This is a genomic window from Corynebacterium tuberculostearicum (assembly GCF_046097465.1).
Classification (GTDB): Bacteria; Actinomycetota; Actinomycetes; order Mycobacteriales; family Mycobacteriaceae; genus Corynebacterium; species Corynebacterium tuberculostearicum_I.
The window spans coordinates 2,230,832-2,245,202 of the sequence record NZ_CP175799.1 but is presented as its reverse complement, the minus strand read 5'-3'; the positions used below and the strand labels follow the sequence as shown (position 1 = coordinate 2,245,202).

General features: G+C 63.2%; 13 protein-coding genes. 8 read left to right on the top strand and 5 right to left on the bottom strand.

All coding sequences use genetic code 11. The features are described 5' to 3' along the window. Positions 1-88: 88 nt before the first annotated feature. Positions 89-2,851, bottom strand: a complete 2,763-nt coding sequence (locus ACKFRX_RS10625; protein ID WP_408927808.1) for an ExeM/NucH family extracellular endonuclease — start codon at positions 2,849-2,851, stop codon at positions 89-91. A 232-nt stretch (positions 2,852-3,083) separates the two neighbouring features. Here ACKFRX_RS10625 and purS point away from each other — a divergent pair, with 232 nt between their 5' ends. From purS to ACKFRX_RS10605, 4 genes are all read left to right on the top strand, one after another. Next, a complete protein-coding gene (purS, locus tag ACKFRX_RS10620; RefSeq protein ID WP_005325790.1) occupies positions 3,084-3,326 on the top strand; it encodes a phosphoribosylformylglycinamidine synthase subunit PurS in 243 nt (80 codons plus the stop codon). Next, positions 3,327-4,010: a phosphoribosylformylglycinamidine synthase subunit PurQ gene (gene purQ / locus ACKFRX_RS10615; protein WP_296970938.1), complete on the top strand. Its 684-nt coding sequence runs from the start codon at positions 3,327-3,329 to the stop codon at positions 4,008-4,010. Positions 4,011-4,023: 13 nt separating this feature from the next. Next, entirely contained in the window at positions 4,024-6,333 is a 2,310-nt protein-coding gene (gene purL, locus ACKFRX_RS10610) for a phosphoribosylformylglycinamidine synthase subunit PurL (protein ID WP_408919618.1), read from the top strand. 262 nt (positions 6,334-6,595) lie between these two features. Beyond that, positions 6,596-7,258 carry a PAQR family membrane homeostasis protein TrhA gene (locus ACKFRX_RS10605; protein WP_284868304.1) on the top strand — a complete coding sequence of 221 codons (663 nt, stop codon included), beginning with the start codon at positions 6,596-6,598 and terminating at the stop codon, positions 7,256-7,258. Here ACKFRX_RS10605 and ACKFRX_RS10600 read toward each other — a convergent pair. Continuing rightward, positions 7,255-8,265, bottom strand: coding sequence for an acyl-CoA thioesterase (locus ACKFRX_RS10600; RefSeq protein ID WP_408927807.1), 1,011 nt, complete (start codon positions 8,263-8,265; stop codon positions 7,255-7,257). The two genes, ACKFRX_RS10605 and ACKFRX_RS10600, sit on opposite strands and share 4 nt — an antisense overlap. A gap of 33 nt (positions 8,266-8,298) precedes the next feature. Here ACKFRX_RS10600 and ACKFRX_RS10595 point away from each other — a divergent pair, with 33 nt between their 5' ends. The 3 genes from ACKFRX_RS10595 to purM are packed head-to-tail and all read left to right on the top strand — an operon-like array spanning position 8,299 to position 11,281. Further along, entirely contained in the window at positions 8,299-8,703 is a 405-nt protein-coding gene (locus ACKFRX_RS10595) for a sterol carrier family protein (RefSeq protein ID WP_408919620.1), read from the top strand. Between the two features lie 10 nt (positions 8,704-8,713). After that, positions 8,714-10,210, top strand: coding sequence for an amidophosphoribosyltransferase (gene purF, locus ACKFRX_RS10590; RefSeq protein WP_005325804.1), 1,497 nt, complete (start codon positions 8,714-8,716; stop codon positions 10,208-10,210). 18 nt (positions 10,211-10,228) lie between these two features. Beyond that, complete coding sequence (gene purM, locus ACKFRX_RS10585) at positions 10,229-11,281, top strand: phosphoribosylformylglycinamidine cyclo-ligase (RefSeq protein WP_408927806.1); 1,053 nt, start codon at positions 10,229-10,231, stop codon at positions 11,279-11,281. 89 nt (positions 11,282-11,370) lie between these two features. On the opposite strand, the gene ACKFRX_RS10580 is transcribed toward purM, so the two are convergent. Both ACKFRX_RS10580 and ACKFRX_RS10575 read right to left on the bottom strand, forming a co-directional pair. Beyond that, positions 11,371-11,568, bottom strand: coding sequence for a DUF3073 domain-containing protein (locus tag ACKFRX_RS10580; RefSeq protein WP_193387586.1), 198 nt, complete (start codon positions 11,566-11,568; stop codon positions 11,371-11,373). Between the two features lie 140 nt (positions 11,569-11,708). Continuing rightward, on the bottom strand, positions 11,709-12,773 hold the full coding sequence (locus tag ACKFRX_RS10575; protein WP_408927805.1) for a YgfZ/GcvT domain-containing protein: 1,065 nt from the start codon (positions 12,771-12,773) through the stop codon (positions 11,709-11,711). Positions 12,774-12,803: 30 nt separating this feature from the next. Between ACKFRX_RS10575 and ACKFRX_RS10570 the strand changes: the two genes are divergently transcribed. Next, positions 12,804-13,667, top strand: a complete 864-nt coding sequence (locus ACKFRX_RS10570; RefSeq protein ID WP_239278193.1) for an aminodeoxychorismate lyase — start codon at positions 12,804-12,806, stop codon at positions 13,665-13,667. Here the strand turns inward: ACKFRX_RS10570 and ACKFRX_RS10565 are convergent. Beyond that, positions 13,664-14,359: an FABP family protein gene (locus tag ACKFRX_RS10565; protein ID WP_005325810.1), complete on the bottom strand. Its 696-nt coding sequence runs from the start codon at positions 14,357-14,359 to the stop codon at positions 13,664-13,666. The genes ACKFRX_RS10570 and ACKFRX_RS10565 overlap by 4 nt on opposite strands. Between the last annotated feature and the right edge of the window lie 12 nt (positions 14,360-14,371).

The following is a 14,371-nucleotide window of genomic DNA, read 5'->3' as shown; positions in this document are numbered from 1 at the left end:
TATGGACGAAATCGTTGAAATCACAAAAATTAAGACCCCGCCGCTTGGGATTTATCCAAAAGCGAGCGGGGTTTGCGTTTGTGGGAGGTTAGCGCTGCAGGCTAGTGATGAAGTTCTTCACTTCCTTTGGCAGCATGACCCAGATGGGGGCCGGGATGGCCTTCTGGAGGTTGCCGGTCACGGCGAGGAAACCAGGGATGGCGACGAGGCCAGCGATGGCCGCGATGGCGGCGGCGATGCCTGCACCGACGGAGCTGGTGCTGGAGCTAGAGCCGGAGGTAGGCTTATCCGGCTTCTCAGAAGGATTCTCGGAGGGCTTGTCCTCTGGCTTACCTGGCTCATCGGAAGGCTTGTCCGCAGGAGCATCCGGCTGGTCGGCGGAGTCGTCTGCGCCGAGGGTGAAGCCGACCTTGACCGGATCGTGGTCGGAGGCGCGGAATGGGGAGTCATCGTAGAAATCCACGATGTTGTAGTTGCGGCGGGAATACTCGAAGGCGACGGGTTCGTCGGCATTGATGTTCCACACTTGGGCGTCGTCAAGCGTGCCGGTGGCAACCTCGTTGGCCAGCACGTGATCCAAGGTGCCAAGCAGGCCGGAGAACTGGTAGGAGGGATCGGCACCATACTTTTCGGCGGGGACAGTGAAGCCGTCGTTGCGGAAGACGTCGAGCGCGGTCTCGTGGGTATAGGTATTGAAATCACCCAGGGCGAAAAGCGGCTTGTCCTTCCAGTCTTCCTGCTTGTGGAGGGCATCGAGGACGGCCTGGGCCTGTGCGTTGCGGACGTTCGGGTTATTGCCCTGGCCGTCGCCGGAGTCGGCGTCGCCCTTGGCCACCGAGCCCTTGGATTTGAAATGGTTGGCTACGGCAACGAAGGACTCCTCGCCCTCCTTTAGCGGTTGGAATTCCTGGGCGAGAGGCTCGCGGGCGGTGCCGGTGAAGCGATCATCTTGGAAGATGCGGGACTCGCCGACGGGCTTGACCACATCCTTGTGGTAGATGAACGCGGTGCGGATGACGTCTGGGGAGTCCGGTACGGCGTCCTGGGAAGGCGAGGGGACAAAGGCCCACTTATCGGAGCCGGCGGCCTCGTTGAGCTTTTCCGTCAGGTGCTTCAAGGCCTTATCGCGCTGGGCGAAGTCACCGGTGACGGCGTAGCCATCTTCGATTTCGGAAAGGCCGATGACGTCGGCATCGAGGCCGTTGATGGCGGCGACGATCTTGCGCTCCTGGTCTTCCAGCGCGGATTGGGTATAGGCGCCGCGGGTCTTACCGCGGTTGACGGTGACCTTATTGCCCTCGCGGTCGGTGTAGGCGCTGCCGCCGAATTCCTCGCCCAGGGAGGTGAAGTAGTTCAGCACATTGAAGGCGCCGATGGTGTACTCGCCCTTGACGTCATCGATGGCGTGGAGCTCGGCCGCGCGGGAATCCTCCCAAGAGATGGGCAGGTCTGCGCCCTTGGTGTTGCCGGTGACCGGGGTGGTGGGCTGGAAGCGCCACTGGTCGTGGGAGAAGCCCACGATGACCGGGTGCTGGAAGGACACGGTATCGGTGGTGCGCAGGGACTTGATGGTCTGGGCATCATCCTGGGCGATGTACGGCAGCGGGGTATTCTGGTCGGTCTTGAGATAGTCGCGGGTGCGGCCATCGTCCAGGGTGACCAACTTATCGGCGTTGTCCTTGGTGAGCTTCTGGATATCGGAGTTGGGATCGGTGGAGGGGGAGAAGATATCGGAAGGCTGGCGGAAGGCTTCCTTGCCCGGGGCGAGGCCGACCTCGCCGTACTGGTTGAGCGAGTAGTTATTGGTCACGGTGTGCTCGCCGGGCTGGATGAGCATGTGCTCGAAGGGCTCGCGGGCCTCGTTGCCATCGGGAAGCTGATCCACCTTGAGTGGGGTGACCTTCTCCAGTGGGGTATCGAGCTGTGTGACCGTGGAGGCGGTGAGCTGGGTGGAGCCAAAGAACTCGGAGACCTTGCCGGTTACCTCGACGGAATCTTCCAGGGCTGGGTACTGGTCGGCCGGCTTATCGCCCATGTAGACAAAGATGGCCTGGGAAGCATCGGTGGCCTCGGCGCCGGTGCCACCAGTCTGGATGGTGAAGCCATTAAGGCCGCCTTCGGTCCACACGCCGGTGACGACGCCCTCGGTGGCCACGGTCTGGTCCTTGAGCGGGGATTCGGCGCCGGTGCCCTGGATATCGGCGATGGCAGTGACGCCCTCGGGGGCCGGCTGTGCGGGCTCGGCCGGATTCTCAGGCTGCGGGGCGGGGGCCTCGTTGCCGGAGTTGGTCGGGGTAGGGGCGCCGGTGGTGAAGTCGGCAGCGTTGTTATCGGTATCGGTGCCCTCGGCGTCGCGGGAGGCGGACTTGGCATTGGACAGGCCCGCGGCGGCGGTGCCTTCCTTGAGGGAAGCGGCGCCGTAGCCGATGGCATCGATGGGGGTACCGGTGGCGTCGGCAAGCTGCACGGAGCCCTTGGAACCGGACATGTTGAGGTTGCCCTCGGCGTCTGGGGCAGGCAGGGCCTCGCCCGCGCCATTGCCGGCCGCGCCCTGCACCAGGAAGTAGCCGTGCGGCGCGATCGTGCCGGAAAGCTTCACCTTGCCACCGGTATTGCCGGAGGCGGAGAAGTACTCCACGGTGTAGCCGGTCAGGTCAATCGGGGCATCGGTGGGGTTATAGAGCTCGATGAAGTCATGGGCGAAGGCAGCGCCCTTATTCCCGCCGCCCCCGTAGACCTCGGAGATGACGGCAGCGGAGCCATCGATTGCGGCCGTGGCAGTAGGAACGGCAAGGGCGGCAGAAGACAAGGCGGTGGCAAGTGCCAGCGCGCCGAGGCGGCGAGAAGACATAGGTTCAACCTTAAAAAGAGAGCGACAGTGTGCGTCGTCTATTAGTAGAGCGCCGCGCCGGGCCAGGCTGGAGCGCACGCCGAAGTTTGCCAGAGCGTCGTTTGGGGTTCACGTAGAGTTTGCCCAACCGGGGTGAAACCCACACTGCGGGGGTGAGTCTAGGTAAAAGGCGGGGGTGCCAACTAAACTAAGCCGCGCAGACCAAAGCCCCATACAGTAAGGCAAATATTTCATGGCTCGTGTAGTTGTCAATGTCATGCCCAAGGCGGAAATTCTGGATCCGCAGGGCCAAGCCGTCGTCCGCGCGCTGGGTCGCATCGGGGTATCCGGTGTCAGCGATGTGCGCCAGGGAAAGCGCTTCGAGCTCGAGGTCGATGACTCCGTCACCGCAGATGACCTAGATAAGGTGGCCGCCACGCTGCTGGCCAATACCGTCATCGAAGACTACGAGGTTGTTGGGCTGGAGGTCAAGTAAGTGACCGCCACAATCGGAGTAATCACTTTCCCCGGAACCCTGGATGATGTGGATGCCGCTCGCGCTGCCCGCACCGCCGGCGCAGAGGTGAAAAACCTTTGGCACGCAGATACCGATTTGCACGGCGTGGATGCGGTAGTAGTGCCGGGCGGTTTTTCTTATGGTGACTACCTGCGCTCGGGCGCGATTTCCGCGCTCGCGCCGGTGATGCAGTCCGTTATCGATCGTGCGAAGCAGGGCATGCCGGTGCTCGGCATCTGCAATGGCTTCCAGATCCTTACCGAGGCGGGCCTGCTGCCAGGCGCGCTGACCCGCAATAAGGGACTGCACTTCCACTGCACCGATACCTACCTCGAGGTGGCCAATTCCACCACCGCATGGACCAGCGAGTTTGAGCAGGGCCAGAAGATCCTGGTGCCGGCCAAGCACGGCGAGGGCCGCTTCCAGGCCGGCGATGATGACATCGCTCGCATCGAGGGCGAGGGCCGCGTGGTCTTCCGCTATACCGATAATTACAACGGTTCCGTCAACGGCATTGCCGGTGTGAGCGATGAGTCCGGCCGCATCGTCGGCCTTATGCCGCACCCCGAGCACGCCATTGACACGCTAACCGGCCCATCCACCGACGGACTGGGACTTTTCGTATCCGCCATCAAGGCCGTCGCCCAGGCGCCGGCGGTTTAAGGAGGCCATTTTCATGACCGTTCATAATGACACCGTAGAAAAGGCGCAGTCCACCCCGGACGAACAGCAGCCCTACGCGGAACTCGGCCTGAAGGACGACGAGTACCAGCGCATCCACGATATCTTGGGCCGTCGCCCCACCGATGCGGAGCTGACCATGTACTCCGTCATGTGGTCCGAGCACTGCTCCTATAAGTCTTCCAAGACGCACCTGCGTTACTTTGGCGAGACCATGACCGAGGAGATGGGGGAGAAGATCCTCGCCGGCATTGGTGAGAACGCTGGCGTGGTGGATATCGGAGACGGCAACGCGGTGACCTTCCGCGTGGAGTCCCACAACCACCCCTCCTACGTGGAGCCTTACCAGGGTGCGGCCACCGGCGTGGGCGGTATCGTCCGCGACATTATGGCCATGGGCGCTCGCCCAATTGCCGTGATGGACCAGCTGCGCTTTGGGCCTGCCGACGCCCCCGATACCAAGCGCGTCCTTCCCGGCGTGGTCTCCGGCGTGGGTGGCTACGGCAACTCCCTGGGCCTGCCCAATATTGGTGGCGAGACCGTCTTTGATGAGACCTATGCCGGTAACCCTCTGGTCAATGCGCTGTGCGTGGGCACCCTCAAGGTCGATGACCTGAAGCTGGCCTTTGCATCTGGCAAGGGTAATAAGGTCATGCTCTTCGGTTCCCGCACCGGCCTGGATGGCATCGGCGGCGTGTCCGTGCTGGCCTCCGATACCTTCGAGGACGGCGCCGAGCGCAAGCTGCCGGCCGTGCAGGTGGGCGACCCCTTCGCAGAGAAGGTCCTCATCGAGTGCTGCCTGGACCTCTACCACGCTGGCGTGGTCGTAGGAATCCAGGACTTGGGCGGCGCGGGTCTGGCCTGCGCCACCTCCGAGCTGGCTGCCTCCGGCGATGGCGGCATGGAGGTCAACCTCGATAACGTGCCGCTGCGTGCGCAGAATATGACCGCGGCCGAGATCCTCGCCTCCGAGTCCCAGGAGCGCATGTGCGCCGTTGTGGCTCCGGAGAACGTGGCGAAGTTCCGCGAAATCTGCGAGCACTGGGACGTCACCTGCGCCGAGATCGGCGAGGTCACCGAGGGTAACCACCTGGTCATCCGCCACCAGGGCGAGGTCGTCGTGGATGCCCCGGCCGGCACCATTGCGGACGAGGCTCCGGAGTACGACCGCCCGTATGCCCGCCCGGAGTGGCAGGATGAGCTGCAGAAGTACCAGGGCACCGACAAGCGCGGCCTGGTTGAGTCCCTGCAGAAGCTCGTGTCCTCCCCGGCGCTGTGCTCGCGCGATTTCATCATGAACCAGTATGACCGCTACGTGCGCGGCAATACCGTCCAGACCCACCATGCGGATGCCGGCGTGCTGCGCATCGATGAGGAGACCGGCCGCGGCGTGGCCGTGTCTGCCGATGCGTCCGGCCGCTACACCAAGCTGGATCCGAACATGGGCGCCCGCCTCGCGCTGGCGGAGGCCTACCGCAACGTCGCCGTCACCGGCGCCAAGCCCGTCGCGATTACCAACTGCCTGAACTACGGCTCCCCGGAAAACCCCGATGTTATGTGGCAGTTCCGCGAGTCTGTGCATGGGCTTGCCGACGCCGCCGTGGAGCTTTCCATCCCCGTCTCCGGCGGCAACGTCTCCTTCTACAACCAGACCGGCGAAGAGCCGATCCTGCCTACCCCGGTGGTGGGTGTGCTCGGCGTTATCGATGACGTGCACAAGGCCATCGGCAACGAGCTGGGCACCGTGGGAGAGAAGGAAGTTCTCATCGCCCTGGGTGAAACCAAGGACGAGTTCGGCGGCTCCATCTGGCAACAGGTGAGCGCCGATACCTCCGAGGCTTCCTCCCTCAATGGCCTGCCGCCGCAGGTAGACATGGCCAACGAGAAGCGCCTGGCCGAGTTCTTCCACGGCAATGATTTGCTCACTGCAGCACACGATATCTCCGAGGGTGGCCTTGCCGTTACCGCCTTTGAGATGGCTAAGCGCGCCGGTGCTACTGCCGACGGCGCCGGCCTCGGCCTCAATCTAGACCTCACCGCGGTCCACGAGGACGAGTTCGTCGCCGCCTTCTCCGAGTCCGCCTCCCGCGTGCTCGTGGCCACCACCGCTGACCGCGCCGATCAAGTGCTTGCCCGCGCCGGCGAGCTCGGCATTCCTGCCGCCATCGTTGGCGAGACCACCGAAACCGGCGCCCTTACCCTCGGCGGCGAGTCCGTCGCCATCTCCCAGCTGGTCTCCGCCTGGTCCGCCACCCTGCCGGACCTCTTCGACCACGCTGTGGGCGCTAACTCCGTAGTGGAGTAAACCGCCCCGCACTCTCGTCGCACAACGACGCGGAAACGCGAAAAGCCCAGCTTCGGCTGGGCTTTTCTTATGGTTAGGTTCCTTGCCTGAAAGAGAACGAGATGCTTTTCTAGTAGGTGTCCCTTGAAGGCCTCTGCCTGCACCCGTACACTTACGGTATCGTAAGTTATCCGTTGTGGGGCAGCAGAAGGGAGGTGCCGCCGTGGCACAGATTCATGCGAATAGCGCGCCGGGGCCGGGCCTTGTCCAGCGCACTTATTGGATGGCCGATCGAGGGCCAAGGCCGCTAAGCCGTGGCTGGGGACATGCGATTGCAGCATTGCTGTCGGTGATTGCCTCCACCGTGCTCATTACCTATGCGTGGATGACGCTGCAGTGGTGGCAGGGGCTTGGTGTAACTGTTTACGGAGTGGGGCTGGTCGGGCTTTTCGGCGTCTCGGCGCTCTACCACCGCTACCCCTGGGCTAGTGCGCGTGCCGTGCAGTGGTGGCGGAGGGCGGACCACGCGACCATCTCGGTGTTTATTGCGGCGACGTACACGCCGCTGTGTCTCATTGTGCTTTCGCCGGTGCAAGCGGCGTGGATGCTGGCCGTCGCTTGGGGCGGGGCAATCTTGGGTGTGGTGCTCAACTTGGTGTGGATCAACCACCCGCGCTGGTTGGATGTGGTGGTCTACCTAGCGCTGGGCTGGCTGGTGCTACCGCTCTTGCCCACGCTGTGGACGCAGGCTGGTGCGGCCGTCGTCTGGCTGCTCTTCGCCGGCGGCGTGGTGTACTCGCTAGGCGCGCTGGTCTATGGCTTTAAGTGGCCAGGCCGCAATGCGCGTTACTACGGCTACCACGAGCACTTCCACACCGCGACCATCGCGGCGGCGGTGGTGCACCTTGTCGCGGTGTGGATGGTCGTGGTTCAGGGGGCTGCTTAATCGATGTGCTGATTCGTCGGCGCCACCACTAGCGGCTTCGGTGAATACTTGGCGCGCAGCCCGCGCAGGAGAGTGGCGTGCTCGGCCAGGCGCTTGTCTTCCTCGGTATGCGGGTGGAAGGGGCGGGCCACCTGCGGCTGTCCATCGTGGTCCAGGGCGATATAGGCTACGGTGGCATGAATGGCGGTCTGCAGGTTATCGCGGCCGCCGCGGGGGTTGCCCGAGCGGACGTGGATGGACATCTGCATGGAGCGGGTATCGGTGCGCATCATGCGGGCGTCGACCTCAATGAGGTCACCGATGGAAATCGGGCGGTAGAAGCGGATGCCGCCGGCATAGACGGCTACGGTGCGCTCCGCGGACCACTCCATGGTGCAAGCTGCACCGGCCTCATCGATCCACTGCATAGCCGTGCCGCCGTGGACCTTGCCGCCCCAGTTGACGTCGGTGGGCTTGGCCAGGAAGCGGTTGACCATGCGCGGGGCGTCGGAAGGCCCGTTGTAGGTTTGCTTTTCCATCTCCGCCTCGATGGCCTGGCGCAGCTCAATGCGGGACTTGGCGGCCTCCTCGACGCGGCGCTGCTCATCGGTCTCCGGAACGAAGGGCGGCACCGGGGTGGACTTGCCGGTGGCAGGGTCCTTGGCTACGAAGATGACCAGGCAATCGCAGGCGCGGGTAAAAATGCCTTCGCGCGGGTCGGCAGAGAGCACTTCGTTGACGATGTGCATGGAGGAACGGCCGGTCATGGCGATGCGGGAGCGCACCTCCACGATGTGCCCGGAAGGGATCGGCCGGGTGAAGTGGATATGGCCCACGTATGCGGTCACGCAGTACTGGCCGGACCACTGCACGGCGCAGGCATAGGCCGCCTTGTCAATCCATTCCAGAACGCGGCCACCGCTGATGCCGGTGGCGCCGGCCATGGTGACGTCGGTTGGCGATGCCATAAAGCGCAGCGTCAGCGCCGGCGATTTCTGATTTTCCGCAACGGAAGGCGTAGGTGACATAAACAACAAGATAACAGTAGTTATGATGTAGCTATGAAAAAGCCCGTCGATCCCGCTGTCACCCGCGCGGCCGTCATGGCCATCAAAGACTGGATTGCCGCCCCGGCGGAGCATGATAAGCCAGGTAGAGCCCTGCTTGCCGACGCCGTCCGTCGCACCGCCCGGACCCTCGAGGCCGACGCGCCGGGCCATTCCGTGGAGCTGCGCGTACCCCCATTTGTTGCGGTGCAATGCATTGAAGGGCCCCGCCATACCCGCGGCACCCCACCCAATGTGGTGGAGACTGATCCGGAAACCTGGCTGCGCCTTGCCACCGGATTGGCGGACTGGGAGGAGGCCGTAAGTACTGGTCGCGTGGATGCTTCTGGCTCCCGCGCGGGCGAAATCGCGCAGTGGTTGCCGCTCATTCCGTTAGTTTCCGGCGGCGCGACAGGCTAAACTCAACGCCGTGGTAGAAGTACATACTCCTAGTATCACCAATCTTGACGATCAGAATGAGCAGGAGCCCCGCGAAGAATGCGGCGTCTATGGCGTTTGGGCTCCCGGGGAGGAAGTCTCCAAGCTGACCTATTTTGGTCTCTTCGCCCTGCAGCACCGTGGCCAGGAGGCTGCCGGCATTGCGGTGGGCGATGATGACCGCATCGTCGTCTTCAAGGATATGGGCCTGGTGGCCAATATCTTTGATGAGTCCACCCTGTCCGCCCTCCAAGGAAACGTAGCGGTGGGCCACACGCGCTATTCCACCGCCGGCGGCAAGGAATGGTCCAATGTCCAGCCGATGTTTTCTACCTCCTCCACTGGGGTAGACATCGCCCTTGGACACAACGGCAACCTGATCAACTACCTGGAGCTGCGCGAAGAAGCCGTGCAGCGCGGCTTGATTAAGCCCCATGAGGAGTCCGTATCTGACTCCATGTGCTTGTCTATGCTGCTTGCTGACGGCGTGGATGAAGACACCTCCGTCTTCGACTCCGCCCGTGACTTCCTCCCGCGCGTGAAGGGCGCATTCTGCCTAACCTTTACCGATGGTCACACCATGTACGCCGCGCGCGACCCGCACGGCGTGCGCCCGCTGGTCCTCGGCCGCTTGGCCAAAGGCTGGGTGGTGGCCTCCGAGACCTGTGCGCTCGATATCTGCGGCGCTCAGTTCATCCGCGAGATTGAGCCCGGCGAGCTCGTCGCCATCGATGAGGCTGGCATCCGTTCCGTGAACTTCGCGCCGGCCAAGCGCCACGGCTGTGTCTTCGAATACGTCTACTTGGCCCGCCCGGATAGCGATATCAAGGGCCGTTCCGTCAACGCCTCCCGCGTGGACATTGGCCGCCGCTTGGCCCGTGAGTACCCGGCCGAGGGCGCGGACTTGGTCATCCCGGTTCCCGAATCCGGCAATCCGGCCGCCGTGGGCTATGCCCGCGAATCCGGCATCACCTTCGCCCACGGCTTGGTCAAGAACGCTTATGTGGGCCGCACCTTCATCCAGCCCACCCAAACCCTGCGCCAGCTGGGCATCCGCTTGAAGCTCAACCCGCTGCGTGAAGTCATCAACGGCAAGAAGCTCGTCGTGGTGGATGATTCCATCGTCCGCGGCAATACCCAGCGCGCGCTCATCCGCATGCTGCGCGAGGCCGGCGCCGCCGAGGTGCACGTGCGCATCGCCTCCCCGCCAGTGAAGTGGCCGTGCTTCTACGGCATCGACTTCGCCTCCCCGGGCGAGCTGATCGCTAACGCCAGCCCCTCCGACGATCCGGAAACCGTCTGCGCCACAATCTGTGACACCATCGGCGCCGATTCCCTGGGCTTTGTCTCCATTGAGGAGATGGTGGCCGCCACCGAGCAGCCCCGTTCCGAGCTGTGCACCGCCTGCTTCTCGGGCGAGTACCCTCTTGGCCTGCCCGCCGGAAACTCCAATGCAGACGCCGTGCGCACCCTGCTCGGCACCGAATAACAAAGGACACCTGAAACCATGAGTGACAATACTTACGCAGCAGCCGGCGTCAGCATCGAAGAGGGTGACCGCGCCGTAGAACTTTTCGCCCCGCACGCTAAGCGTGCCACCCGCCCTGAGGTTCTGGGCGGTCTTGGCGGCTTCGCCGGCCTGTTCAAGCTCGGCGATTACAAGGAGCCCATCCTGGCCGCCGGCTCTGACGGCGTCGGCACCAAGTTGGCCGTGGCCCAGGCCATGGACAAGCACGACACCATCGGCATCGACCTCGTCGCCATGTGCGTGGATGACCTCGTTGTCTGCGGCGCGGAGCCACTCTTCCTGCAGGACTACATCGCCGTGGGCAAGGTCGTGCCGGAAAAGGTAGCCGAGGTAGTCAAGGGCATCGCCGAGGGCTGTGTGCAGGCCGGTGCCGCGCTGCTGGGCGGCGAGACCGCCGAGCACCCCGGCATGATGGAAGAAAACGAATACGATGTTTCCGCCACCGCGGTCGGCGTCGTTGAGGCCGATGGGGTACTCGGCCCAGACAAGGTCCGTGATGGCGACGTGCTCATCGCTATGGGCTCTTCCGGCCTACACTCCAATGGTTACTCCCTGGCCCGCCACGTCCTGCTGGAGCAGGCCGGCATGCCTCTCGACGGCCACGTGGAGGAGCTTGGCCGCCCCCTCGGTGAGGAGCTGCTGGAGCCTACCCGCATTTACGCCAAGGACTGCCTGGCTTTGGCCAGCGAGTGCTCCGTATCCACCTTCTGCCACGTCACCGGTGGTGGATTGGCTGGCAATCTCGAGCGCGTCATTCCAGAAGGCCTAGCGGCCGATATTAACCGCGCCACCTGGACCCCAGGCCAGATCTTCAAGCTCATCTCCTCGGTGGGCAAGGTGGATCTGGCGGAAATGGAGAAGACCTTCAACATGGGCGTCGGCATGATTGCCGTAGTCAATCCTGAAGACCGCGACCGTGCCCTAGCAATGCTTACCGCACGCCACATCGATGCGTGGGAGCTGGGCACCGTCCGCTCCGCTTCCGGCGAGGAACCGCGCGTGGTCATGCACGGCGAGCACCCGAACTTCTAGCAGGGCCCTGCCCCTGCCAGGGGAGGGTATGAGGAAGGGCCCTAGGAGATTTCCTAGGGCCCTTGAGCTATCCGGCGGCGAGCGGAAGATTAGCGTTCGTCGCGGTCGGCATCATCCCATTCGTCGACGTAGTCGGCGTATGGGTCATCCTCTTCATAATCGCGGGAGTCACCCTCTTGCTGTGCGGCGAGTTCCCGTTGTAGGGACTCGATATCCATCTCGGGTGAGTTGTACTTGAGCTGGCGTGCAACTTTGGTCTGCTTTGCCTTTGCGCGTCCGCGTCCCATGTGCATGACCCCCTTGGGTTAGTAGGGCGCGCCAGGGATTCTTGGGCGCCCCATCGACTTGTCTATTGAGTATCTTCCTGTAAGACACAATAGCCTGTGTGACGAAAAAATTCCGCACCGCCCCCTAGCTAGTGGGAGATCTAACGCCCTCGCAGCCGGTTTACTGCCTCACGCCCAGCCTTGGGGCCCTCATCCTCGGGGATGGAGGAAGGATTGATAGACGCCGCCGTATCGCCTACTTCTAGGGTGCCGGCGTCCAGCGCAGAGCGCTTCACTAGGCCTAGGGCGATGGGGCCGAAATCGCAGTCATCCACAATCGTGCCGATGCGGCCTACCTTACGTCCATTGAAAGTAATGTCATCGCCCACATTTGGCCGTTGTGGCGCGGAGCCGTCGAGGTGCAGCTGCACCAATAGGCGAGGGGAGCGGCCCAGATTTTCTACGCGCGCCACCGTTTCCTGGCCGCGGTAGCAGCCCTTATTGAGGTGGACGTGGGCCGGATTAGCGGCGCTGCGGCTGATCCACTGCGGCACCTCGTGGGGGATGGACTTATTATCCAGATCCGCTGCCAGCTCCGGCTCGCGGGCACGCACGCGCTCGGCGGTAAACGCCATGAGCCCCGCTAGCCGTGCACCGGATTCCTCCAGGTGTTTCGTTGCCTCGACCAAGGATTCGCGAGGAATGCCAAGGTCAACGCGCTTAATACCTGGCCACGGGACCTGGCGGGAAAACTCCACCATGGGCGGAAGCGAAACATCGGCCTCACCCAGGAGGGTAAGGATGGCGATATCGGCTTCCTCTACGGTGACCTCGGACCAAAAGACCATCATGGTGAGGAACTTAAAGAGGGAGTCGAATTGCGCCCCGGGGACGTCAATAAGAAAGGCATCGTCGGTCCGCACGATATCCATGTGGTGGAGGATGTGGCCTTGGATGTCCAGGTCGAGGGCGCCGGCGGTGAAACCCACGGGGGCGTCGTCAAGCTTCTGTGACAGCAGATTATTCAGAAACTCGGCGGCATCCTTGCCGCTCACGCGAATGACGCGGCGCTGGGAGCGGTCAATGACGATGGTGCCGCCATCGGCGGCCCGTTGCTCGCCCAGCGGATTGCCATAGTGCCAGGCCACGCCCTGGGCATCGAGTACGGTCGCGTCCTGGTGCTCCGCGGCACCGGCGCGCTGCAGAAGAGGCGAAGAATAACTCACAACTACCGATGGTAGGGCATAATCAAAAGTATGAAGTTTTCGCCGCGAAAAGAGCCGGTCATCTACGTTGTGGAGCCCTTTGGAGGGTCGGTACGCAGGCACATGCCCGCGCTGCCTCTCGTCTACGCGGACGATGCCGCGGTCACCCGCGGCGATGGCATCTTTGAATCCCTACTCGTGCGAGGAGGCAAAGCCGCTAACCTGCAGCGCCACGCGCAGCGCTTCTGCGATTCAGCCCGCACGATGAACCTGCCGGAGCCGCCCATGGACAAGTGGGAAGAAGCCACCCGGCTCGCCATCGCGGACTTCTGCGGGGACGAGCAAGGTGATGCTAAATGCACGTGGACCTATACCCGCGGGCGCGCCTCCACGGGGCGGCCGAGCGCGTGGGTTGTTGTGCAGCCGATTGAAGACAAGGTCCTAGAGCAGCGCGCCCACGGCGTCGCCGTCATGACAAGCCCCCGCCTGTGGCACGTGGCGGAGGAATTGCCCGCCAAGACCCTCAATTACGCGGCCACCATGGCGATGCTGCGCATGGCGCGGGAGAAGGGCTTTGAGGATCTCATCCTCACCGACCCGGACACCGGAGAAATTCTCGAGGGGGCGACCTCAACCGTGGTGGCCGTCAAGGGCGAGAAACTGCGCACTGCGGCCGGCCGCGGCATCCTGCCCGGCACCACGCAAGCGGCGCTCTTCGCGCACGCCAAAGAAAAAGGCTATCGCTGCAAGGCCAAGCCGCTGACCGTGGAGTATCTGGAAAAGGCGGACTCGGTGTGGTTGGTGTCCTCGGTGCGCGTTGCGGCGCGTGTCACCCGGTTGAATGACAAAAAATTAAAGGCCCCGGATAACGTGGACGTCATCCGAGACCTTATTGATGCAGCGCTTGGGGCTTAGCCGGCGATGCGGGTGAGCTCCGCCGACATGTAGGGGCGCATCTCGCCATCCACCATGCGCTCGTCTACCCAGCCCAGATTGTTATTGGGCATGAGGCCGTACATGCGCTTGCCTGGGCCTAGGTTCTTCGGGCCGGTTTCCGTGACCATGGTGGAGGCGGATTCCAGCTGCCATGCGCGGTCATTGAAGGGTTCGCCGTAGAAGATTTCCACGATGCCGGTAGAAGAGGTGTAGGTGACCTCGATTTCATCCTTTTCCGAGATACGCCAGAAGCCGGTCTCGCGCACAGATGGGCCTTCCGGCTTGCCTTCGGTATCGATCTTCCAGGTACGGGAGCTAAAGGTCAGGTAATTCTCGCCGTCGTGGGCGATGACCAGCTGCTGGCCAAAGGTGTACTCCTGGCCCTTCGTATCGTGGGCCTGGCCCTCGCCTTGCCAGACGCCCACAAGGGGGAGTAGTCCCAGCAGGCCGTCGTGCAGCGATGGGCCCTGGCGCAGGTTCGCGGTATCGTCCGGTACCGGGGTATCGCCCAGCTCGAGAGCAGGAATATTGCGGCTAGCAGCGTCCTTCCACTGCTCGGCAGCCTGGTTCACGGCATCGTTGCCATTGAGCTTTCCAGGATCGTTTTCCGGGTGGGAAGCCGCGGTAGTTTCGATGTTTTCAGGGGTGGTTTCATTATTATTTTCGCTCATGGGCGTCCAGCC

Coding starts and splice junctions, on each gene's coding strand:
- ACKFRX_RS10625 (WP_408927808.1), bottom strand. CDS start 2,851: ATGTCTTCTCGCCGCCTCGGCGCGCTGGCACTTGCCACCGCCTTGTCT.
- purS (WP_005325790.1), top strand. CDS start 3,084: ATGGCTCGTGTAGTTGTCAATGTCATGCCCAAGGCGGAAATTCTGGAT.
- purL (WP_408919618.1), top strand. CDS start 4,024: ATGACCGTTCATAATGACACCGTAGAAAAGGCGCAGTCCACCCCGGAC.
- ACKFRX_RS10605 (WP_284868304.1), top strand. CDS start 6,596: ATGGCCGATCGAGGGCCAAGGCCGCTAAGCCGTGGCTGGGGACATGCG.
- ACKFRX_RS10600 (WP_408927807.1), bottom strand. CDS start 8,265: ATGTCACCTACGCCTTCCGTTGCGGAAAATCAGAAATCGCCGGCGCTG.
- ACKFRX_RS10595 (WP_408919620.1), top strand. CDS start 8,299: ATGAAAAAGCCCGTCGATCCCGCTGTCACCCGCGCGGCCGTCATGGCC.
- purM (WP_408927806.1), top strand. CDS start 10,229: ATGAGTGACAATACTTACGCAGCAGCCGGCGTCAGCATCGAAGAGGGT.
- ACKFRX_RS10580 (WP_193387586.1), bottom strand. CDS start 11,568: ATGGGACGCGGACGCGCAAAGGCAAAGCAGACCAAAGTTGCACGCCAG.
- ACKFRX_RS10570 (WP_239278193.1), top strand. CDS start 12,804: ATGAAGTTTTCGCCGCGAAAAGAGCCGGTCATCTACGTTGTGGAGCCC.
- ACKFRX_RS10565 (WP_005325810.1), bottom strand. CDS start 14,359: ATGAGCGAAAATAATAATGAAACCACCCCTGAAAACATCGAAACTACC.